This is a genomic window from Nocardioides proteolyticus (assembly GCF_051280635.3).
Taxonomy (GTDB): Bacteria; Actinomycetota; Actinomycetes; order Propionibacteriales; family Nocardioidaceae; genus Nocardioides.
On sequence record NZ_JBNBPO030000007.1, the window covers coordinates 125,085 to 147,687 of the forward strand.

At 73.6% G+C, this 22,603-nt stretch carries 15 protein-coding genes; 10 read left to right on the forward strand and 5 right to left on the reverse strand.

Annotated features, from left to right (window positions below):
* Positions 1-9 precede the first annotated feature (9 nt).
* The 8 genes from dapA to ACPOLA_RS06320 all read left to right on the forward strand — a co-directional run bounded on the left by dapA (position 10) and on the right by ACPOLA_RS06320 (position 10,310).
* Entirely contained in the window at positions 10-909 is a 900-nt protein-coding gene (dapA, locus tag ACPOLA_RS06285) for a 4-hydroxy-tetrahydrodipicolinate synthase (protein WP_435769549.1), read from the forward strand.
* Positions 906-2,591 carry a ribonuclease J gene (locus ACPOLA_RS06290; protein WP_435769550.1) on the forward strand — a complete coding sequence of 562 codons (1,686 nt, stop codon included), beginning with the start codon at positions 906-908 and terminating at the stop codon, positions 2,589-2,591. The genes dapA and ACPOLA_RS06290 overlap by 4 nt, the downstream gene beginning before the upstream one ends.
* Before the next feature lie 95 nt (positions 2,592-2,686).
* Complete coding sequence (locus tag ACPOLA_RS06295; protein ID WP_435769551.1) at positions 2,687-5,308, forward strand: FtsK/SpoIIIE family DNA translocase; 2,622 nt, start codon at positions 2,687-2,689, stop codon at positions 5,306-5,308.
* Positions 5,309-5,313: 5 nt separating this feature from the next.
* A complete protein-coding gene (locus tag ACPOLA_RS06300) occupies positions 5,314-7,146 on the forward strand; it encodes a helix-turn-helix domain-containing protein (RefSeq protein WP_435769566.1) in 1,833 nt (610 codons plus the stop codon).
* Positions 7,147-7,216: 70 nt separating this feature from the next.
* A complete protein-coding gene (gene rimO / locus ACPOLA_RS06305; RefSeq protein WP_435769552.1) occupies positions 7,217-8,662 on the forward strand; it encodes a 30S ribosomal protein S12 methylthiotransferase RimO in 1,446 nt (481 codons plus the stop codon).
* A gap of 5 nt (positions 8,663-8,667) precedes the next feature.
* Complete coding sequence (gene pgsA / locus ACPOLA_RS06310; RefSeq protein WP_435769553.1) at positions 8,668-9,300, forward strand: CDP-diacylglycerol--glycerol-3-phosphate 3-phosphatidyltransferase; 633 nt, start codon at positions 8,668-8,670, stop codon at positions 9,298-9,300.
* A 107-nt stretch (positions 9,301-9,407) separates the two neighbouring features.
* The gene (locus ACPOLA_RS06315; protein WP_435769554.1) at positions 9,408-9,911 is read left to right on the forward strand and encodes a CinA family protein; all 504 of its coding nucleotides are present in this window, start codon (positions 9,408-9,410) and stop codon (positions 9,909-9,911) included.
* Positions 9,912-10,001: 90 nt separating this feature from the next.
* Entirely contained in the window at positions 10,002-10,310 is a 309-nt protein-coding gene (locus tag ACPOLA_RS06320; RefSeq protein ID WP_435769555.1) for a helix-turn-helix domain-containing protein, read from the forward strand.
* A 37-nt stretch (positions 10,311-10,347) separates the two neighbouring features.
* Here the strand turns inward: ACPOLA_RS06320 and htpX are convergent, their stop codons facing one another.
* The 3 genes from htpX to ACPOLA_RS06335 all read right to left on the reverse strand — a co-directional run bounded on the left by htpX (position 10,348) and on the right by ACPOLA_RS06335 (position 16,752).
* The gene (htpX, locus tag ACPOLA_RS06325; RefSeq protein WP_435769556.1) at positions 10,348-11,232 is read right to left on the reverse strand and encodes a zinc metalloprotease HtpX; all 885 of its coding nucleotides are present in this window, start codon (positions 11,230-11,232) and stop codon (positions 10,348-10,350) included.
* 61 nt (positions 11,233-11,293) lie between these two features.
* Complete coding sequence (locus ACPOLA_RS06330) at positions 11,294-12,100, reverse strand: DNA-formamidopyrimidine glycosylase family protein (protein WP_435769557.1); 807 nt, start codon at positions 12,098-12,100, stop codon at positions 11,294-11,296.
* A 5-nt stretch (positions 12,101-12,105) separates the two neighbouring features.
* Positions 12,106-16,752: an ATP-dependent helicase gene (locus tag ACPOLA_RS06335; RefSeq protein WP_435769558.1), complete on the reverse strand. Its 4,647-nt coding sequence runs from the start codon at positions 16,750-16,752 to the stop codon at positions 12,106-12,108.
* Between the two features lie 163 nt (positions 16,753-16,915).
* Between ACPOLA_RS06335 and ACPOLA_RS06340 the strand changes: the two genes are divergently transcribed.
* Positions 16,916-17,521: a class F sortase gene (locus tag ACPOLA_RS06340; RefSeq protein ID WP_435769559.1), complete on the forward strand. Its 606-nt coding sequence runs from the start codon at positions 16,916-16,918 to the stop codon at positions 17,519-17,521.
* Here the strand turns inward: ACPOLA_RS06340 and ACPOLA_RS06345 are convergent.
* Together ACPOLA_RS06345 and ACPOLA_RS06350 are read right to left on the reverse strand one after the other, a co-directional pair.
* Complete coding sequence (locus ACPOLA_RS06345) at positions 17,514-18,779, reverse strand: MFS transporter (protein WP_435769560.1); 1,266 nt, start codon at positions 18,777-18,779, stop codon at positions 17,514-17,516. The genes ACPOLA_RS06340 and ACPOLA_RS06345 overlap by 8 nt on opposite strands.
* Positions 18,780-18,808: 29 nt before the next feature.
* Complete coding sequence (locus ACPOLA_RS06350) at positions 18,809-19,138, reverse strand: TfoX/Sxy family protein (protein ID WP_435769561.1); 330 nt, start codon at positions 19,136-19,138, stop codon at positions 18,809-18,811.
* Positions 19,139-19,297: 159 nt separating this feature from the next.
* Between ACPOLA_RS06350 and ACPOLA_RS06355 the strand changes: the two genes are divergently transcribed.
* Entirely contained in the window at positions 19,298-22,528 is a 3,231-nt protein-coding gene (locus tag ACPOLA_RS06355; protein WP_435769562.1) for a family 78 glycoside hydrolase catalytic domain, read from the forward strand.
* The last annotated feature ends 75 nt before the right edge of the window (positions 22,529-22,603 follow it).

Sequence of the window (22,603 nt, forward strand, 5' to 3'; positions counted from 1 at the left end):
CCTTGGACCATGACCGCGACCTCCGCCGCACCCTTCGGCACCGTGCTGACCGCCATGGTGACGCCGTTCCACGAGGACGGCTCCGTCGACCTCGACGGCGTGCAGAAGGTCGCCCGGCACCTGGTCGACAACGGCAACGACGGGGTGGTCGTCTCCGGGACCACCGGCGAGTCGCCCACCACCACCGGCGCCGAGGACGGGGAGGTGCTCGCCGCGGTCAAGGACGCCGTCGGTGACCGCGCCACGGTCGTGGCCGGCGTCGGCACCAACGACACCCGCCACTCCGTCGAGCTGGCCCGCCAGGCCGAGAAGGTCGGCGCCGACGGGCTGCTCCTCGTCACGCCGTACTACAACAAGCCGAGCCAGCCGGGAGTGCTCAACCACTTCCGCCAGGTCGTCGAGGCTGCGAGCGTGCCGGTGATGCTCTACGACGTGCCGGGCCGCACCGGCACCAAGATCGCGCTGGAGACCTACGTCGCCGCTCGGGACTGGGACACCGTGGTCGCCGTCAAGGACGCCACCGGCGACCTCGCCCGCACCGCCCAGCTGGTCGACCTCGGCTACGCCGTCTACTCCGGCGACGACGTCAACACCCTCGGCTACCTCGCCTACGGCGCCACCGGCGTCGTCTCCGTCGTCGGCCACGTCGCCGGGACGCAGCTGAAGGCGATGATCGAGGCCTTCCGCGCGGGCGACCACGCCGAGGCGCTGCGGATCCACACCTCGCTGGTGCCCGTGTTCGAGGCGATCATGGGCGTGGCCAACTACGGAGCCACCACGGCGAAGGCCTCGCTGGAGATCGCCGGCGTGCTGGCCAACCGCGTCGTGCGCAGCCCGCTCCTCGCGCTCGACGACCGAGAAGTGGCCGATCTCCGCGCCGGCCTCGAGGCCGCGGGCGTGCTGCGATGAGCCACCCGCATCCCGAGCTGTCCACGCCGCCCGAGCTGCCCGCCGGCGGCCTTCGAGTGATCCCGCTCGGCGGCCTCGGCGAGGTCGGCCGCAACATGACCGTCTTCGAGTACGACGGCCGGCTGCTCATCGTCGACTGCGGCGTGCTGTTCCCCGACGACCACCACCCCGGCGTCGACCTGATCCTGCCCGACTTCGCGGCGATCCGGGACCGGCTGGACGCGGTCGAGGCGCTGGTGCTCACCCACGGCCACGAGGACCACATCGGCGCGACGCCGTACCTCCTCCGCGAGCGGCAGGACATCCCCCTGGTGGGCTCGGAGCTGACCCTGGCGCTGGTCAACTCCAAGCTGCGCGAGCACCGACTCCGGCAGACGCCGTTCCACAAGGTCAAGGAGGGCGACCGGATCTCGTTCGGGCCCTTCGACCTGGAGTTCGTGGCGGTCAACCACTCCATCCCCGACGCGCTCGCGGTCGCCATCCGCACCGGCGCCGGACTGGTGCTGCACACCGGCGACTTCAAGATGGACCAGCTGCCCCTCGACGGGCGGATCACCGACCTGCGGGCGTTCGCGCGGCTGGGGGAGGAGGGCGTCGACCTCTTCCTGACCGACTCGACCAACGCCGAGGTGCCGGGCTTCACGACCGCGGAGAAGCGGATCACGCCGGTCCTCGAGCAGGTGTTCCTGGAGTCGAAGCAGCGGATCATCGTCGCCTGCTTCGCCTCCCACGTGCACCGGGTCCAGCAGATCCTGGACGCCGCGGTGAAGCACGACCGCAAGGTGGCCTACGTCGGCCGGTCGATGGTGCGCAACATGGGCATCGCGCGCGACCTGGGCTACCTGACCATCCCGCCCGGGGTGATGGTGGAGGCCAAGGAGCTGGCCGACCTGCCACCGGAGCGTCAGGTGCTGATCTCGACCGGGTCGCAGGGCGAGCCGCTGAGCGCGCTGGCGCGGATCGCCCAGCGCAACCACAACTTCGTGCACCTGGAGGAGGGCGACACCGTCGTGCTCGCCTCCAGCCTGATCCCGGGCAACGAGAACGCCGTCTACCGGGTCATCAACGGCCTGGCCCGCCACGGCGCCCGCGTCGTCCACAAGGGCAACGCGCTGGTTCACGTGAGCGGGCACGCCAGCGCCGGCGAGCTCCTGTACTGCTACAACATCGTCCGGCCGCGCAACGTGCTGCCCGTGCACGGCGAGATCCGGCACATGCTCGCCAACGGCGAGCTCGCCAAGCAGACCGGTGTCGACAACGTCGTGTACGCCGAGGACGGCGTCGTGGTCGACCTCGTCGACGGCGTCGCGAAGGTCAGCGGCAAGGTCGAGTGCGGCTACGTCTTCGTCGACGGCCAGTCCGTCGGCGACGTCACCGAGTCCGAGCTCAAGGACCGCCGGATCCTCGGCGAGGAGGGCTTCATCTCCGTCATCGTCGTGGTCGACTCCGTCAGCGGCAAGGTCTCCGCCGGACCCGAGATCCACGCTCGCGGCCATGCCTGGGCCGACCCCGACTTCGAGCCGATCAAGCAGCCGATCGTCGACGCGGTCAACCGTGCCCTCGCCGAGGGCAACACCGACACCTACCAGCTGCAGCAGACAGTGCGCCGGACCATCGGCCGCTGGGTGAGCAACACCCACCGTCGCCGGCCGATGATCATCCCGGTGGTCGTCGAGGCCTGAGGGGCGGGCGGCGGCTCGGTGCCCGCCGCCGTGCAGCACAGACACACCCTCAAGTGATCCCTGAGACTGGTGTGACTTCTGGGTAGGTTGTGACCATGGCGACCCGTACGTCTTCCCCGCCGGGGTCGCGCAGCCGATCGACCTCTTCCGCCCGCTCGACCAGCGCCCGGAAGACGACCAGCTCGCGTTCCCGGAGTACGACCAGCAAGCCGAAGGCCAAGAAGAGCGCGGCCAGGCGGCCGGCTCCGCGCGCCGTGCGCAACGGGCCGGGGCCGGTCTCCCGGGCCTTCGTCGCGTTCGGCCGCGGCCTGGCGGCGATCTGGCTCGCCGTCGCCCACGGCATCGGGGCGGTGGCGCGGAGCATCGGGCACGGCGCGCGGGACATCGAGCCCGAGCAGCGCCGCGACGGGTTCGGCCTGCTGCTGTGCGGCCTGGCCCTCGTGGTCGCGGCCGCGGTCTGGTTCGAGGTGCCCGGCGGCGTCATGGACTTCGCCCGCGCCGCCGTCTCCGGCACCGTCGGCAAGATCGGCTGGTTCGTGCCCCTCCTCGTGCTCCTCGCCGGCTGGCGGGTGATGCGTGACCCGGTCCAGAACGGACCGGTCGGCCGCCAGGTGATCGGGTGGTCGGCGTTCGCCTTCGGGCTCCTCGGCATCGTCCACATCGCCAACGGCAGCCCCGAGCCCGTGCAGGGCGACACCACCGCCCTGCGCGACGGCGGGGGAGCGGTCGGCTACGTCGTCTCGGCCCTGCTCCTCGACCTGCTCCGCTCGTCGTACGTCGTCGTGCCGCTGCTCGCGCTGCTGGCGTTCTTCGGCGTCCTGGTGATCACCGCCACGCCGCTCTACCGCGTCCCCGACCGACTGCGCGAGCTGGGCGACCTGCTGCTCGGCCGTCACCAGCACGCCGACGACGGCGAGCCCACGCAGGCGATGAGCCTCGGCGGCCTCGACGACACGTTCGAGCGGATGGGTGACCCCGCCTACGACACCCCGCTCCTCGCGGAGCCCAAGAAGAAGCGGCGCCGCAAGAAGGACCAGGCCACCGACGTCGAGGAGTCGATGGAGCTGCTCGAGCCGATCGATGCGCCCCTCGCCGAGGACGAGGCGGTGCCGCCCGGTGCAGGCGCCGACGCGCTGTCGGCGCGCAGGCTCGCGGAGGCCGGTCGCGACGACGCCGAGACCGGCGAGCTCGAGCCGCCGCCGCACAGCCCGCTGCCGCAGCGGGTCGAGCAGCTGGCCCTGTCGGGCGACATCGCCTACACCCTGCCGAACGGCGACGTGCTCAAGCCCGGCTCGCCGCACCGCGCCCGCTCCAAGGCGAGCGACGCGGTGGTCGACAAGCTCAGCCAGGTGCTCGAGGAGTTCGGGATCGACGCCCAGGTCACCGGCTACACCCGGGGCCCGACCGTCACCCGCTACGAGATCGAGCTCGGCACCGGCGTCAAGGTGGAGAAGATCCTCGGCGTCGCCCGCAACATCTCCTACGCCGTCGGCTCCGAGGACGTCCGGATCCTCAGCCCGATCCCGGGCAAGTCGGCGGTCGGCGTGGAGATCCCCAACACCGACAAGGAGATCGTCTCCCTCGGCGACGTGCTGCGGTCCAACGCCGCCCGCAACGACCACCACCCGATGGTCTCCGGGCTCGGCAAGGACGTGGAGGGCGGCTTCGTCGTCGCCAACCTCGCCAAGATGCCGCACCTGCTCGTCGCCGGCGCGACCGGCTCCGGCAAGTCCAGCTTCATCAACTCCATGATCACCTCGGTGCTGATGCGGGCCACGCCCGACGAGGTGCGGATGATCATGGTCGACCCCAAGCGGGTCGAGCTGAACGCCTACGAGGGCGTGCCGCACCTGATCACCCCGATCATCACCAACCCCAAGAAGGCCGCCGAGGCGCTCGCCTGGGTCGTGCGCGAGATGGACATGCGCTACGACGACCTGGCCAACTTCGGGTTCCGCCACATCGACGACTTCAACAAGGCCGTCCGGGCCGGCAAGGTCGAGGTCCCGCCCGGCAGCGAGCGCGAGCTGACGCCGTACCCCTACCTGCTGGTGATCGTCGACGAGCTCGCCGACCTGATGATGGTCGCCCCGCGTGACGTCGAGGACTCGGTCGTCCGGATCACCCAGCTCGCCCGGGCCGCGGGCATCCACCTGGTGCTGGCCACCCAGCGACCCTCGGTCGACGTGGTGACCGGCCTGATCAAGGCCAACGTGCCGTCGCGGCTGGCGTTCGCCACGTCCAGCCTCGCGGACAGCCGGGTGATCCTCGACCAGCCCGGCGCCGAGAAGCTCGTCGGCCAGGGTGACGGGCTGTTCCTGCCGATGGGTGCGTCGAAGCCGATAAGAGTCCAGGGCTCGTGGGTCACCGAGGCGGAGATCCACCAGGTCGTCAAGCACTGCAAGGGGCAGCTGGAGCCGACCTACCGCGAGGACGTCACCGCGCCCGCCAGCTCCGGCAAGGTGCTCGACGACGACATCGGCGACGACATGGACCTGGTGGTGCAGGCGATCGAGCTCGTGGTCTCCACGCAGTTCGGCTCCACCTCGATGCTGCAGCGCAAGCTGCGGGTCGGCTTCGCCAAGGCGGGCCGGCTGATGGACATCCTCGAGAGCCGCGGGGTCGTCGGCCCCAGCGAAGGCTCGAAGGCGCGTGACGTCCTGGTCAAGCCCGACGAGCTCGACTCCGTGATCGCGACCATCCAGGGGGAGGCGTGAGCAGCATGACCGAGAACCGGGACGACCTGACCACCGACGAGACCACCGACGAGACCACCGACCAGACCATCGACGAGAACGGCCCCGAGCCGCTCGCGGAGGACCACCAGGTCGAGGTGCGGCGCAACGTCGCGATCTCGGCCGGCGTCGGCGGCTTCGCCGCGCTGCTCACCGTCGCCTTCGCGGCGCGGGCCTTCACCGGCGGCACGACGCTGGACTGGCTCGCCTTCGGGGTCCTCGCGCTGGTCAGCCTCGCGCACCTCGCTTCCCTGGTCGACAGCCGGGCGCCGCTGCTGATCGCCGACCGGCACGGCGTGCGCCTGCGCCAGGGCGCCACCTGGCGCGGCATCGCCTGGCCGGAGATCGACTGTCTCGAGCACCTCCCACGGCGCGGCCTGCTCCGTGACGGCCACCTCCTGGTCGACGGGTACGACGACCAGCAGCTCGTCGTGCCGCTGACCCTGGCGACCCGGCTGGTCGGGGCGACCGGCCCGACCCTGAGCGACGTGCTGGCCGACCTCGCCGAGGGCCGGGCCGACGTGGTGGAGGTCGTGCCCGGCCTCGGCGGACCTGCCGGCCACGGGGGCAGGGGCGACCGGGTCGACGACGTCCCGACGCTGAGCGACCTCTACCGCGACGACGAGCCGCTCGCCGTACCGTCCGAGCGGACCGGGATCGCGGCGCGCGTCGCCGCGGGCCTGATGGCGGTCGCTCCGGGTCCGCGGGAGCGGGAGGAGCGCGCGGCAGAGCTGGCTGGGGACGACGAGCGCGAGCGGGGCGGTCGTCTCGACGGCGCGGACGACGCCGACGAGCTCGGCGAGCCCGATGAGCCCGGGACCGGCGAGCTGGGTGACTCGGACACGCCGCGCTGGGCCGCCGCGGACAACCAGGACACCGGTGAGATCCCCGCCCAGCCGGAGGCATCGGACGAGGCCGGCCGGCGCGGCGAGGAGCCACCGGCCCCGGGGCGCCCGACGGTGCTGCCCGCCCGGGTGGAGGTGCGGCGGCCGGAGGTGCTCACCTCCCCGGTGCCTGCGCCCGCGGCTCCCTCGGACGAGGCGGTCCCCGGCGGCGACACGATGACCGTGGTCCTCGACGACCTGGCCGTGCGGCCGGCCGCCGAGCCCGTGATCGGCCCACAGCTGGCGACGGCCCGGGAGCGGCTCCGACTCACCGTCGACCAGCTGTCCGAGCGCACGCGGATCCGCCCGCACGTCATCGAGGCGATCGAGGTCGACGACTTCGGTCCGTGCGGCGGCGACTTCTACGCCCGCGGCCACCTGCGCACCCTCGCCCGGGTCCTGGGCGTCGACGCGGCCCCGCTCGTGGCCCGCTACGACGACGGCTACGCCCACGCACCGGTCGATGCTCGGCGGGTGTTCGAGTCGGAGCTGGCGACCGGCGCGGGCGGAGCGATCCGCAGCACCCGGGGCGGACGCAACTGGTCGGTGCTGATCGCCGCGGTGATGGCGGCCGTGCTGGTGTGGTCGCTCGCGCAGCTGCTGATGGGCGGCACGACGGCGGTCGACGAGACGCCCGGCCTGCTCAAGAACAGCGGTGGCGTGTCCGAGGTGGCCGCTGCCAAGAAGAAGCCGGTCCAGCTCGTGCTGACGGCGGCAGGCGGCGGCGCCCAGCTCGTGGTGCGGGACGGCGCCGGAGAGATCGTGTTCGACGGCAACCTGGCGTTCGGGCAGACCTCGGAGCTCGACGTCGTTCCCCCGGTGCGGATCTGGAGCTCCGACGGCTCGGTGACCTACGCCCTGGGGAGCCGGACCGCGGAGCCGCTGGGCCGGACCGGCGAGGAGGTCTCCAAGACGCTGGTGGACCGCCGGGGGTGACCCGGACGCGGGCGGACGCCCTGTCGCGGAATCCCGGCGGGGCCGGTGTCGCGGCTATCCTCGACCGGACATGACCAGCACTCCGACATCCCCGGCCGTCTCGGTCGCCCTGCTCACCCTCGGGTGCGCCCGCAACGACGTCGACTCCGAGGAGCTGGCCGGCCGGCTGGCCGCCGACGGGTTCACCCTGGTGGAGGACCCGGAGGACGCGGACACGGTGGTCGTCAACACCTGTGGGTTCGTCGACGCGGCCAAGAAGGACTCGATCGACACGCTGCTCGCCGCCGCCGACCTGAAGGAGAGCGGTCGGCCCCAGGCGGTGGTCGCGGTGGGCTGCCTGGCCGAGCGGTACGGCGAGGAGCTCGCCGCGAACCTGCCGGAGGCGGACGCCGTGCTGGGGTTCGACGACTACACCGACATCTCCGGGCGGCTGAGGTCGATCCTGGCCGGAGACGCTCCGCACCCCCACACGCCCCGCGACCGGCGCCTGCTGCTCCCCATCAGCCCGGCCGAGCGCCAGGCCGTCGGGGACGTGGCCGTCCCGGGGCTGGCTCGCGACGTGAAGGACTTCTCCGCCGTTCGTGCGCGGCTCAGCGACGCGCCCTGGGCGCCGCTGAAGCTCGCCAGCGGCTGCGACCGGCGCTGCACGTTCTGCGCGATCCCGATGTTCCGCGGCTCCTACCTCAGCCGCCGGCCCTCCGACGTGCTCGCGGAGGGACAGTGGCTGGCAGGCCAGGGGGTCAAGGAGCTGTTCCTGGTCTCGGAGAACTCCACGTCCTACGGCAAGGACCTCGGCGACATCCACCTCCTCGACACCCTGCTGCCCGAGCTCGCGGCCATCGACGGCATCGAGCGGGTCCGGGTGTCCTACCTCCAGCCGGCGGAGACCCGGCCGGGACTGGTCCGCGCGATCGCGCGGACCGCCGGCGTGGCGCCGTACTTCGACCTGTCGTTCCAGCACGCCAGCAATGCCGTGCTCCGCCGGATGAAGCGCTTCGGCGACCCCGAGAGCTTCCTCGCCCTGATCGAGCAGGCCCGCGCGCTCGCGCCCGAGGCAGGCGTGCGGTCGAACGTGATCGTCGGGTTCCCGGGTGAGACCGAGGAGGACTTCCGGATCCTGTGCGACTTCGTCGAGGCCGCGCGGATGGACGTCGTCGGTGTCTTCGGCTACTCCGACGAGGAGGGCACCGAGGCGGCGGCCTTCGACGACAAGCTCGACGCGGACACCATCGCCGAGCGCGTCGCGGTGCTCACCGACCTGGTCGCCGAGCTGACGTCGCAGCGGGCCGAGGAGCGGATCGGCAGCACCGTCGAGGTCCTGGTCGAGGAGGTCGACCCCGACGGCACCGGCGCCGGCGACGTCGAGGGCCGCGCCGCCCACCAGGGGCCGGAGGTCGACGGCACCACCCGCGTCCTGCGGGCCGGCGCCGTCGGTGTCGGCGACCTGGTCGAGGCCGTCGTGGTGGCCGCCGACGGCGTGGACCTGATCGCCGAGCCTGCGGAAGGTGAGAGGTGAGCTCCATGGGATCCGAGTCGGGCGCACCCGCGCACAAGCCCAGCAACTGGAACGTCCCCAACGCGCTCACTGCGCTGCGGATCGTGCTCGTCCCGTTCTTCGGCTGGGCCCTCCTCGTCGACGGGGGCGACTCGGTGCTCTGGCGCACCGTCGCCTGGGCGATCTTCTTCGTCGCGATGGTCACCGACAAGATCGACGGCGACCTGGCCCGCAAGCACAACCTGATCACCGACTTCGGCAAGATCGCCGACCCGATCGCCGACAAGGCGATCACCGGCATGGCCTTCATCGGGCTGTCGATCATCCTGGACACCTGGTGGATGTGGACGATCACCGTCGTGGTGCTCGTCCGCGAATGGGCGGTGACGCTGCTGCGGCTCTCCGTCCTGAAGTCGGTGGTGATCGCCGCCGCCCGGAGCGGCAAGTGGAAGACCGTCGCCCAGGCGCTGGCGCTGGGCCTGCTGACCCTGCCGCTGCTGGAGGTCGACGGGTGGCTCGATCGGCCGGGCGAGATCGTCTGGGGCGTCGGCGTGGCGCTGCTCGTGGTGGCCTTCCTGCTGACCCTGTGGTCCGGCTACGAGTTCTTCCGCGACGTCTGGAAGCAGCGGCACAGCATCCGCAAGACTTCCGCGGCCTGACCGCGAGCGCCGCCATCCCTGCGGCGGCGGACGTGGTCACGGTCAGGGTCGTGCGCTGAGCCGGGGCTGAGCATCGGCCGGTTGGTCCCACGTGACAGGATCGCCGCGTGGGATCACCGGCCGAGGAGCTCCTGCTCGTCCTCGACGAGCACGAGGCGACGATGGCGACCGCGGAGTCCCTGACCGGCGGCAAGCTGGCCGCCCGGATGACGGCGGTGCCCGGGGCCTCGCGGTCGTTCGCCGGGGGAGTGGTCAGCTACCAGACCGAGGTCAAGCAGCGGGTCCTGGGCGTGCCCGACGACATCGTCGAGCAGCACGGCGTCGTGTCCGCCGAGTGTGCCCTCGCCATGGCGGAGGGCGTACGACGCCTGCTCGGCACCACCTACGGCGTGAGCACCACCGGTGTGGCCGGCCCCGGCCCCCAGGAGGGCAAGCCGGTCGGCACCGTCTTCGTCGCGGTCGCCGGTCCCGACGGGCACGAGACGCTCGAGCTGGCGCTCGAGGGTGACCGCTTCATGATCCAGGAGTCGACCGTGGACCGCGCGGTGGTGCTGGTGCGCCAGATGGTCGGATCGGCCGGTCGGCACCCGGAAGAACCAGCCCTCCGGTAGCGTTGGGTCACAGACACCGACCGGACCGCGGTCGGTCGACGCCGTGGACGACCCGGCAGAGCCGGCCCGACGAGGGGAGATGAGAGCGAGATGGTGCTCTTTCGCCGCCTGCTCGGCGACGTGCTCCGTGGTCGCCGCGCCGAGCTCGGCCTGACCCTCCGCGAGGTCTCCGGCGCCGCACGCGTCAGCCTCGGCTACATCTCCGAGATCGAGCGCGGCCAGAAGGAAGCCTCCTCGGAGCTGCTCGCCTCGCTGTGCGACGCCCTGGAGATGCCGCTGTCCGACGTGCTGCGCGAGGTCGCCGACGCGGTGGCCGTCGAGGAGGCCGCGCTGGTCGGTGCCGCCCCGACCCCCATCGCCGCCCGCCGCCCGGGCCAGGTCGTCGCCTCCGCCGCCTGACCGAGCCGCCGCCTGACCGACAGAGCCCGGCGGGGTCTCAGCCCCGGCGCCCCGCCATCGCCTCCAGGCGCGCGATCCGGTCGCTCATCGGCGGGTGCGTCGAGAACAGCCGCGACACGTCCTGGGCGCGAAACGGGTTGGCGATCATCAGGTGGCTGGCGTTCTGCAGCTGCGGCGTGGGTGCGAGCGGTGCCCGGGCCGTGCCGTGCTCCAGCTTGCGCAGCGCCGAGGCCAGCGCCAACGGGTCGCCGGTGAGCCGGGCGCCGTCCTCGTCGGCGTCGTACTCCCGCGTCCGGCTGATCGCCATCTGGATGACCGCGGCCGCGAACGGCGCGAGCAGCGCCATGCCGATCATCACGAGCGGGTTGGGCCGGTCCTCGTCCTGGCCACCGCCGAAGATCGAGGTGAAGGCCAGGAACTGGCCGATGGAGCTGATCACGCCGGCGATCGCGGCCGCGACGGAGCCGGTGAGGATGTCGCGGTTGTAGACGTGCATCAGCTCGTGGCCGAGCACGGCGCGCAGCTCACGCTGGTCGAGCAGGCCGACGATGCCCTCGGTGACGCAGACCGCCGAGTTCTCGGGGTTGCGGCCGGTCGCGAACGCGTTCGGCGCCTGGGTCGGCGAGATGTAGAGCCGCGGCATCGGCTTGCCGGCCACGGTCGACAGCTCGCGCACCATCGCGTGGAGCCAGGGCGCCTCCGCCTCGGACACCGGCCGCGCTCCCATCGCCCGGATGGCGAGCTTGTCGGAGTTCCAGTAGCTGTAGGCCGTGGTCGCGAGACCGATCGCGGCGAACAGCCAGATGAACAGGCTGTTGCCCGTGGCGCCCGCGATCAGGCCGCCGACGGCCAGGAGCAGGGCGAAGATCGCGGCGAACAGCCCGGCCGTCTTGAGTCCGTTGAGGTGGCTGTGCGTTCCCATGCCAGGAGAACGCGCGAGAGGCCCCGCCCTGTTCCGCCCGGGCCGGGCTCACAGGCAGTTCTCAGGACCCCCGAGGGCCCGGTTGGCAGGACGGGCACCAGTACGTCGTGCGCTCGCGACCGGCGTCGCCCAGCTGACCTGCCTCGACGGTGGTGCCGCATCGCCGGCAGGCCTGGCGCTGACGCCGGTAGACCCAGAGCGGCTCACGACGGTCGCCGGTGGTGACCGGGCGGCCGTGCGGCACGGCGGCGCGGAGCATCAGCCGTGCCCGGCGCAGGAGACGCAGCGGGTCGGCGACCGCGCCGATCGGCGCCGTCGGGTTGACGCCCTGGACGAAGCACGACTCGGCGACCCAGATCGTGCCGAGACCGGCGACCACCGTCTGGTCGAGCAGCGCCTCGCCGAGCACCCGCCCCGGATCGGCGGTCAGTCGGCGGAGTGCCTCGGCCTCGTCGTCCGGCGTCCAGGGCCCCAGGAGGTCGGGGCCGAGATGCCCGAGGATGGCGTGCTCCTCGGCCGTCGGCAGCAGCTCGACCAGACCCAGCATGAAGCCGACGGCCTGCAACCCCTCGACGCGCAGCACCACCCGGGCCTCGTGCGCCGGGCGGGACCAGCGCCGGCCCGAGGCGACCACATGCCAGCTGCCCTCCATCTTCAGGTGGGTGTGCAACGTGAGCCGGGCGCCGTCGGGAGCGACGACCCGGGTGAGGAGGTGCTTGCCGTGGGTGGCCGTGCCGTCGACCGAGGCACCGGCCAGGTCGGTGGTCGCCAGCTGCGGCACGCGGAAGTCGGAGGCGAGCAGCACGCGTCCGGCCAGCGCCCGGTCGAGCCGGTCGGCCGTGCGGCGCACGGCGTCTCCCTCGGGCACCGGCCTCAGCTCCCGCGGATCCGCAGGCCGCGGGGGGTCGCGACGAAGCCGGCGGCCGCGAGGGCGTCGCGGAGCGGGGAGCCGCTGCCGAGCAGCGCCGTGCCGTCCGCCCTCTCGACGGTCAGCTGGCCGAGGCTGCCCCGCCGCACCGCCGCCGAGAGCGCCTCGGCGGCCGGGGTGAGCACCTCGGCGTCGTCGCTCCAGGTCAGCAGCGTGCGGCCACCCCGCTCGACGTAGAGCACCAGGGCGCCGTCGACGAGCACGACCAGCGCACCGGCCTTGCGGCCGGGCCGGTGGCCGGCGGAGTCGCCCTCCCCGCCGGCCGTCGCGGGGTCGACGACGTCGCGGGTGGGCCAGGGGAGGGCCGCGCCGTACGGGTTGGCGGGGTCGGTCGCGGCGAGCGCCACCGCCGTCGGCTTGCGGTCGCCGGCCCCGCCAGCACCGCCGGAGGTGCCGAACCCGTCGAGGCCGGACGCACGGGCGCCGGAGGTCGCGTCGTCCCGCAGCGTCCGCAGCCGGTCGACCGCGCCGGCGGTGCCGAACTGCGCGGCCCCCAGTCCCTCGACGAAGTAGCCCCGGCGGCACCGGCCGGACTCCTCGAACGCGCTGAGGACCCGGTAGACCGCCGCGAAGCCACCGGTGACCCGCTCGTTGACGACCGCGCCCCGGGTGACGACGCCGTGGCGCTCGAGCAGCTGCTCGGCGATCGCGTGCGCCCGTCGCGTGGGGTCGTCGTCGACCGGCGGCAGCAGCGACCACCGGCCCGCCGTGTCGGGCGGGCCGGAGCGGGCGACCCGCCCCGGCCGGGCGGCCGGGCGGCGGGTGCGGTGGGCGGCGCGGCCGGAGCGGGTGAGGGCACGCAGCGGCGCGAGGGTGTCGTTGGAGAGCCGACCGGCCCACACCAGGTACCAGAGCGCGGCGGCCAGGGTCGCGTCGTCGGGCGGGTCGTCGCCGGCGTCCCGGCTGGCGCGGCCGACCTGGTCGGCGAGCTGGCGGAAGAACCAGGCGCCGCCGGGGGCGAGCGCGTCGAGGACGCGCTGCTGGAGCGGGTCGTCGACGGCGGCCGGCTCGGGCAGGGTCAGGTGGGCCTGGTCGGCGAGGTGGAGCGAGACCCAGCCGTCGCTGCCCGGGAGCGACCCGTGGCCGGACCAGAGGACCTCCCCGGTGGCGGTCAGCTCGTCGAGCATCGCCGGCTCGTAGTCGCGGACGCGGCCGGCCAGGATGAGCGGCTCGAGGGCGCTCGCCGGCACCGGTGCGCCGGCGAGCTGCTCGACCGCCCGGAGCAGGCCGTCGGTCCCGCGGAGTCCCTTGGCGTCGGAGACGTGGTGCCAGGCCGCGGAGAACCGCGCCAGGGTGGTCGGCTCGACCGGCTCGATCTCGTGCCGCAGCCGCGCCAGCGACCGCCGGCGCAGCCGGCGCAGCACCTCGGCGTCGCACCACTCCTCGCCGGCGCCGACTGGCCGGAACTCGCCGCTGAGCACCCGCCCCTGCGCCTCGAGCCGCTGCAGCGTGTGGCGCACCACCGCGACCCCGAGCCCGAGGCGGGCGGCGACCTCGTCGGAGGTGAACGGGCCGTGCGTGCGGGCGTAGCGGCCGACCAGGTCGGCGAGCGGGTCGGCGACCGGCTCGGCGAAGGCGGACGGCGTGCCCGGCGGCACGGGGACCCCGAGGCCGTCCCGAAGCCGTGCGACGTCCTCGACGACCGCCCACGCGTCGCCGTACGCCATCCGCACCGGGACCACGCGCCGGGCGCCGGCGAGGCCGGCCAGCCAGTCGTCGAGGGGCGCGTCGGGACGCGTGCGGGCGGCGAGCTCGGCCACGGTGAGGGGACCGAGCAGCCGCAGCAGGTCGACGACGCCCTCGCCGTCGCGGGCGTGGCGGTCGGGTGCGGTGCGCTGGAGCTCGGCCTCGACCTCGGCGAGGACGTCAGGGTCGAGCAGCTCGCGGAGCTCGGCGCGCCCCAGCAGCTCCGCGAGCAGCCCCTGGTCGAGGGTGAGCGCGGCGGCGCGGCGCTCGGCCAGCGGGGAGTCGCCCTCGTAGACAAACTGGGCGACGTAGCCGAACAGCAGGGTCCGGGCGTACGGCGACGGCTGGGTCGTCTCGACCTCCGTCACCGTGATCTCGCGGCTGTCGATGCGACGCAGCAGCGCGGTCAGGCCGGGCAGGTCGTAGACGTCGTTGAGCACCTCGCGCACCGTCTCGAGGACGATCGGGAACGAGGGGTACCGAGCGGCCACCTCGAGCAGTGCCGCGGCGCGCTGGCGCTGCTGCCACAGCGGCGACCGGCGCCCGGGGTCGCGCCGCGGCAGCAGCAGCGCTCGCGCCGCGCACTCGCGGAACCGCGCCGCGAACAGCGCCGACCCGCCCACCTCGCGGGTGACGATGTCGTCGATCTCGTCGGGCTCGAACGCGATCAGCTCGGCCCCGGGCGGCTCGGCGTCGGTGTCGGGCACCCGGATCACGATGCCGTCGTCGGAGGCCATCGCCTGCCCCTCGACGCCGAACCGCTCGCGCAACCGGAGGTTGATCGCGAGCGCCCACGGCGAGTGGACCGCCGAGCCGTAGGGGGAGTGGACCACCAGCCGCCAGTCGCCGAGCTCGTCGCGGAACCGCTCGACGAGCACCGTGGTGTCGCTCGGCAGCGCTCGGGTGGCGTCGACCTGCTCGCGGAGGTAGCCGACCAGGTTGGCGGCCGCGTTGTCGTCCAGGCCGACGTCGCGCGCCCGCGCCCGGGCCCGCTCGTCGGGCAGCGCGGCCAGCTCGCGGGTGAACGCGCCGATCGCCTCGCCGAGCTCGGTCGGCCGGCCGGCCGTGTCGCCCTTCCAGAACGGCAGCCGACCCGGAACGCCCGGAGCGGGTGTCACGATCACCCGGTCGTGGGTGATGTCCTCGATCCGCCAGCTCGTTGCCCCCAGCGCGAACACGTCGCCGACCCGGCTCTCGTAGACCATCTCCTCGTCGAGCTCGCCCACCCGCCGGTTGCTGCCCTCGCCGGCGAGGAAGACGCCGTACAGGCCGCGGTCGGGGATGGTGCCGCCGCTGGTGACGGCGAGCCGCTGGGCGCCCGGCCGCCCGGCGATCCGGCCGGTGACGCGGTCCCAGGTGATCCGCGGCCGCAGCTCGGCGAACTCGTCGCTGGGGTAGCGCCCCGCCAGCAGGTCGAGCACGGCGTCGTAGGCCGAGCGCGGGAGCTGGGAGTACGGCGCGCTGCGCCGCACGACGTCGTAGAGGTCGTCGACGTCCCACTCGTCGACCGCCGTCGCGGCCACCACCTGCTGGGCGAGCACGTCGAGCGGGTTGGCCGGCACCCGCAGCGACTCGATCCCGCCGGTGCGCATGCGGGCGACCGCGACGGCGGCCGGGGCCAGGTCGCCGCGGTGCTGGGGGAAGAACACCCCGGCGGATGTCTCGCCGACCTGGTGGCCCGCCCGCCCGACGCGCTGGAGCGCGCTGGCGACGCTCGGCGGCGACGCGATCTGCAGCACGAGGTCGACCGCGCCCATGTCGATGCCCAGCTCGAGGCTGCTGGTGGCGACCACGGCCGGGAGCCGGCCCGACTTGAGGTCGTCCTCCACGAGGGCCCGCTGCTCCTTGGAGACCGAGCCGTGGTGGGTGCGTGCGAGCAGCGGAGCGGCACCCGCGGAGGCGCCCGACTGGGCCAGGATCTGCGCCGGCGGCTCCACCCCGTCGGCGGACACCCCCGCCGCGATCTCGTTGAGCCGCGCGGTGAGCCGCTCGGCGGTGCGCCGGCCGTTGGTGAAGACGATGGTCGAGCGGTGCCGGCCGATCAGCTCGGCCACCCGCTGCTCGACGTGGGGCCAGATGCTGGCCCGCGTCGGCGCCGCTCCGGGGTCGTCGAGGTCGTCCTGGACCTGCCCGAGCTCCGTCATGTCCTCGACCGGCACCTCGACCGCGAGGTCCCACTCCTTGTGCGCGGGCGGCGCGACGATCTCGACCGGCGCCGACCCGCCGAGCCAGCGCGCCACCTCCTCGGTCGGCCGCACGGTCGCGGAGAGACCGACCCGCTGCGCGGGCGCCGCCAGCAGGGCGTCGAGCCGCTCCAGGCTCAGGGCGAGATGGGCGCCGCGCTTGGTGCCGGCGACGGCGTGGACCTCGTCGACGATCACCGTCTCGACGCCGCGCAGGGTCTCGCGCGCCTGGCTGGTCAGCATCAGGAACAGCGACTCCGGCGTCGTGATCAGGACGTCGGGCGGCCGGGTCGCGAGCCGTCGCCGGTCGGCCGCCGAGGTGTCGCCGGACCGGATGCCCACGGTCACCTCCGGCAACCGGTGTGCGGCGTCGAGCCGCTCGGCCGTCTGGCGGATGCCGGTCAGCGGCGCGCGCAGGTTGCGCTCGACGTCGACGGCGAGCGCCTTGAGCGGCGAGACGTAGAGCACCCTGGTCCGTTGCTTCGCCTGCGCGCCCTCGGTCGGCGGTGAGGACAGCAGCCGGTCGAGGGCGGCGAGGAAGGCGCTGAGAGTCTTGCCGGAGCCCGTGGGCGCCACGACGAGGGTGTGCCGGCCGGCACCGATCGCCGTCCACGCGCCGGCCTGGGCCGCGGTCGGCTCGGCGAACGCCGCGCGGAACCAGGTGCGCGTGGGTGCGCTGAACCGCTCGAGCGGATCAGCGGACGGGTCGGTCGTCTCGCGCACCTCTCCATCCTCCCGTACGGCACCGACAACCGGTCACAATGGAGAGTGCCGGCGACCGGGCCGGTCGGCACGAGGAGGCGTCATGGCGCGCGGGCGACGCAGCGGGGTGGCGCCCCGGCCGGTTGGCGTGGTCGGCGCGGCCCGTGTGGTCGGCATAGCCGCGGTGGCGGTCGCGCTCGTGGTCGCCTGCTGCGCGCTCGTGGTGATGGTCCGGCTGCTCGACGACGGCGAGCGGCGCAGTCCGCGCCCGGAGGCGGCCGCCGACCGGGCGAGCGCCTCGCCGCGGGCCGCGACCGCGACGGACCCGTGCACCCGCCCGGATGCGGAGTTCCGGCCCACGCGGATAACCGTGCCGGGCGTGGTGCGGGACGCGGAGGTGCGGCCCTATCCGCGCGACGCCGCCGGGGTGCCGGGCGTGCCGCCGGTCGCGGACAAGCACGTCGTCGCCTGGGACCGCGGCGGCGTGCGGGCCGGCGCGGCCGAGGGACGCGTGCTGCTGAACACCCACACCTGGCCGGACGGCTCGGCGCTCGGCAACGCCCTGCTACGGGGCCTGCACCGCGGTGACCGGGTCGTGCTCGGTGGCGGGGTGGAGGCGGCGTGCTACCGCGTGGCGAAGCGGGTGGAGGTGCCTGCGGCCGACGGCTACCCGGGCTGGGACGCCGCCGACGGGCCGCACCAGGTGGTCATCGTCGTGTGCTCCGGCGACCGGCTCGGCCCGGGACAGTGGACGCACCGGACGCTGTGGTTCGCGACGCCCGTCAGCTGACCCGCTCGACCGGCTCGGGCTCCCGGACGCCGTTGACCGCGGGCGAGATCCGCCGCTCCAGCGCCAGGGCCATGGCGACGATGGCCCCGCAGCCCGCGACCATCACCGCGATGTAGACCGCGCCGAGGTCGTGCTCGAGGAGGAAGCCGGCGGCCACCGGCCCGGCGACGGCCCCGCCCTGGAACGCGGCGGCGGTCAGCGCGTTGTAGCGCCCGCGGGTGTGGTCGGCCGCCAGGTCGTTGGCGATGGCGGGCACCGAGGGCTGGAGCAGGGTCTCGCCGAGGGCGAAGACGGCCATGAAGGCCAGCACCCCGGCGACCGCGACGGCTCCACCCGGCAGCAGGCCCGACGCGCCCAGCAGCGCCCACGCCGCCGCCCAGATCGCGGCCATCGCGAGCATCACCCGGGTGCGGCGGCGACCACTGATCCGGGACAGCACCGAGAACTGCAGCAGCACGATGACGGCGGTGTTGACGGCGAAGGTGAGGCCGATCGTCCGGGTCGACACCTCCGCGACCTGACGGGCGAAGCCCGGGAGCCCCGCCTCGAGCTGGCCGTAGCCGATGAAGGTGGCGACGAAGGTCAGCCCGGTGAGCCAGCGCACCGCGGGCAGCCGCAGGATGTCGAGGTAGCCGACGGTGGCGGGCGTCGCCTCGCCAGCGGGGTGCTCGGCCCGACCGTGCAGGTGGCGCAGGGGGCCGAGCAGGAGCGCCATCGGGATGAGCGAGGTGACCGCGTCGAGCAGGAAGATCGCGGTGAAGGTGGTCGGCCGGTCGACGTCGACGAAGAGCCCGCCGACCACGCCGCCGACGCCGATGCCGAGGTTCACGAGAGCGAAGTTGACGCCGAAGTACCGCTGGCGGAGCTCCCCGGTCACGACGCTGGCGATGAGCGCGTTGAACGCGGGCCAGGAGACGCCGAAGTTGATGCCGATCAGCACCAGCGCCAGGGCGGCGACGGCGGGCGTGGTGGCGAACGCCAGCACCGCGTTGCCGACGACCATGCAGCTGATCCCGGCGAGGAGCACGGTCCTCGCGCCGTAGCGGTCGGTGAGCACGCCCGCAGGGCCCGTCACCACCAGCCCGACGACGGCGATCAGCGCCATCAGGGTGCCGGACAGGCCGAGGTCGAAGCCGCGGACCTCGTGGAGGTAGATGATCGTGAAGGGCAGGGTCAGGCCCCGGCCCAGCGTCTGGACGGCGACTGTGGACAGCAGCCACCGGCCCTCGGTCGGCAGGGCGGCCCAGAACGACCTCATCGGCGGGTCATGGGCGGGTCATGGCCGGGTCATGAGGCCGGCAGGGTCGCGGCGTACGACGCGCCGCGGGCCACCCACGCGGCCAGCTCGTCGCTCGTGCCCAGGTCGGCGGCGTCGACGCGCAGCCACCCCCGCATGGGGCGACCGCGCATCTCCATGGGGAACGCCGCGGTCGTGGACAGCAGCCGCTCGGTCTCGTCCGGCTCGACCCGCACCATGATCCCGCCGTCGATCGCGGCGACCGCCATCCGGCCGTCCACCAGGAACGCCAGCCCGCCGAACATCCTCCGCTCAGAGGTGGGCCACCGGCCCGCCAGGGCGAAGCGGATCCGCTCGGCCAGCCCCTCGTCGTACGCCATGAGGGGAGGGTAGGGCCGGGCGCCGACACCCGGCGCGCGGGTTTCGGACGGTGCGGCCGCGGCTGGCCGGATCCGGTCAGGGGGCTTCCGGTGGGTGTGGCGTGCGTCATAGGTTGGCCGGCGTCCGCACTTGAATCGTTTCACTCTCGGGGGTATCTCGTGACCGACCTGTCCTCACGGCGCCGGCGAACATCCGCCGGCCTCGCCGCCGCACTCACCCTCGCCGGGGGCGGCGTGCTCACGCCCTCCGCCGTAGCCGCGCCGGGAGGCGCCGGCGCCGCGCCGACGGGCCTGGCCGTGGCCGGCGTGGTCGACCCGCTGGGCATCGACGACACGACCCCCGACCTGCAGTGGCGCACGCCCGCGAGCGTCGACCGCCAGACGGCGTTCGAGGTGCGCGTGGCGTCCTCTGCCGACCGGCTCGCGCGCGGCGACCTGTGGCGCTCGGGTCGCGTGAAGTCCTCCGTCCAGGCCGTGGAGTACGCCGGGGACCGGCTGGACTCCCGCGACCGTGCGGTGTGGCAGGTCCGGGTGTGGTCGGAGCGAGGCGGCGTCAGCGCATGGAGCGCGCCGGCCAGCTTCGAGATGGGCCTGCTCGAGGAGTCGGCGTGGGAGGGGGAGTGGATCACCGACCCGCGCTGGGACGAGGCGCTGCACCAGGACGTCGCGGTCGGGTCCCGCACCACCCGCTACGTCCGGATCCGGGTGATCGACCTCGGCCGCCCCGAGGAGCCGCTCGACGACCCGGCGTGGAAGCCGCGCCTGGAGCTGGGCGAGATCGAGCTCGTCGACGGCGGCGGGGAGGCGGTCAACGTCGCCGAGGGCGCCGAGGTGACCGTCTCGGAGGAGAACTCCGAGCCGGGCGTCTGGGAGCCGCGGTTCCTCACCGACGGCAAGGTGACCACCGCGGACGCGCCGCGCGGCTACCGCAGCGACTACCACGAGGAGACCGACGTCCAGGACCGGCCGATCGTGATCACTCTCGACCTGGGCGAGGAGAGGACCTTCGACACGGTGCGGCTGTACTCGCTGTGGGACTCGCCGGGCCGCTACGGGACGACGCCGAACTTCCCCCGCGACCTCCAGGTCTCGGTCAGTGCGGACGGTTCGAGCTTCACCAACGTCGGGCCGCGGACCAAGCTGGTCGCGGTCTCCAACCGACACGAGGCGCCCGAGGCGCTGCCGGTCCTCGCGCGGGACTTCTCCGCGCGGCGGGACGTCGCCTCGGCCCGCCTGTACGTCACCGGCATGGGTGTCTACCGGGCCACCGTCAACGGTGAGCCGGTCTCGCCGGACGTGCTGGAGCCCGCCAACACCCAGCACGCCGACCGGATCCCGTACGCGACCTACGACGTGACCGACAAGCTCCGCACCGGGGACAACACCTGGGGGCTCGAGCTGGGCAACGGCATCTGGAACGTCTTCAACGTCCCGTCCGACCCCAGCCGCTACGTCAAGGCCGCCGCCGGGCACGGGTTCCCGCGGGCCCTGGGCCAGCTCGAGATCACCTACCGTGACGGCACCAGGGAGGTCGTGGCCACCGACGAGGCGTGGGACTCCGCGCTGGGCGAGGTCACCTTCACCAACTGGTACGGCGGCGAGGACCACGACGCCCGCCGCTCGCTCGGCCGGTGGAACAACCCCGGCGCCGACCGCGCCGGCTGGAAGGAGGCCGTCGCCGTCGACGCCCCGCACGGCGGGACCGAGCTCGTGGCTCGCGTCAACCCGCCGATCCGGCAGGTCGACACCCTCGACACGGTCGAGGTCACCGAGCCGAAGCCCGGCGTGCACGTCTTCGACCTCGGCGTGAACTTCGCCGGCTGGCAGCAGCTCACCACCAGCGGCCCCGCCGGCACGAAGGTCACCATGCGGCCCGGCGAGAAGCTGCTCGCCGACGGCACCGTCGACATGCGCAGCGTCGGCGGTAACATCCGCGACACCTTCACGCTCGCCGGCACCGGGCAGGAGACCTTCACCCCGCGGTTCGTCTACCACGGCTTCCGCTACCTGCAGGTCGAGGGCCTGACGACGACGCCGACCACCGACACGGTGAAGGGGCTGGTCCTGCGGGCGAGCAACGAGTCCGTGGGCTCGTTCGAGACCTCGGACCCGATGATGACCGACATCCACCGGATCATCGACCGGTCGGTCCAGAGCAACATGTACTCCGTCTTCACCGACTGCCCGCACCGCGAGAAGCTGGGCTGGCTCGACCAGACCAACCTCGTCTTCGACACCGTCGCCTACGGCTACGACGTGCAGGCCCACTACCGCAAGCTGCTGCAGGACGTGGTGGACGCCCAGCAGCAGGACGGGCTGATCCCGACGACGGCGCCCGAGGACGCGCTGTTCGCCGGCGCCTTCCGCCACGACGCCAACTGGGGCGCCACCCTCGCGGTGTCGTCCTGGCAGCTCTACCAGTGGTACGGCGACGACAGCGCGATCCGGTCCCACTGGCCCGCCATGGTCGACTACTACGACTACCTCTCCGGCCGGGCGCAGGACGGCATCCTCAGCGGCGGCCTCGGCGACTGGATCACGCCCGCCAGCCCGGCGACGCCGCCGGCGGTGACGCAGACCTGGGCGTTCAAGCGGATCGCCACCCACATGGCGTGGATCGCCGCCGCCCGCGGCGACGAGGCCGCGGCGAAGAAGTACGAGGCGGAGGCGGAGCGGATCGCCGCCGCGTTCCACGAGCGCTTCTTCGACGACACCACCGGCCTCTACGGCAACGGCGACCAGGCCAGCCAGGCGCTCGCCCTCGAGGAGGACATGGTTCCCGCAGACCTGCGCCAGGCGGTGCTCGACCGGTTCGTGCAGATGGTGCGCGCCGCCGACGACCACATCGTGGTGGGGGAGATCGGCCTGCACGCGGCGGTCGAGCTCCTCTCGCGGGAGCGGCTCGACGACGTGCTGTTCGACTGGGTCCAGCGGACGGACGGCCACAGCTACGGCTCGTTCCTCAAGCGTGGCTCCACCTCCCTCCCGGAGAGCTGGAGCAGCGCCAACGCCTCCCAGAACCACTACATGCTCGGCGCGATCGACGCCTGGTTCACCTCGCGGGTCGCCGGCATCGCGCAGGCGCCGGGATCGGTGGCGTGGGAGGAGGTCGTCGTCGAGCCGGCCCTGGTCGGCGACGTCGAGTCCGCCGCCGCGGAGTACGAGTCCGTGCGCGGCGTGATCAGCAGTGCGTGGTCGCGCAAGGACGGCGAGCTGACCCTCCGGGTGAGCGTGCCGGGCAACACCCGGGCCGTGGTCCGGGTGCCGGTCGCCGACGGTGGCACGGTGCGAGCGCCGGCCGGGGCGGACGAGGTCCCGAGCACGATCGAGGGGCACGCCCAGTTCGAGGTCGGCCCGGGCGACCACGAGTTCCGGGCACCGCTCGGCTGAGCTCGCCGGGTCGGGCAGCGCGGGTCCCGCGCTGCCCGGCCCACCGGCGTGCGCACACCTGCCCGTGGGCCGCAC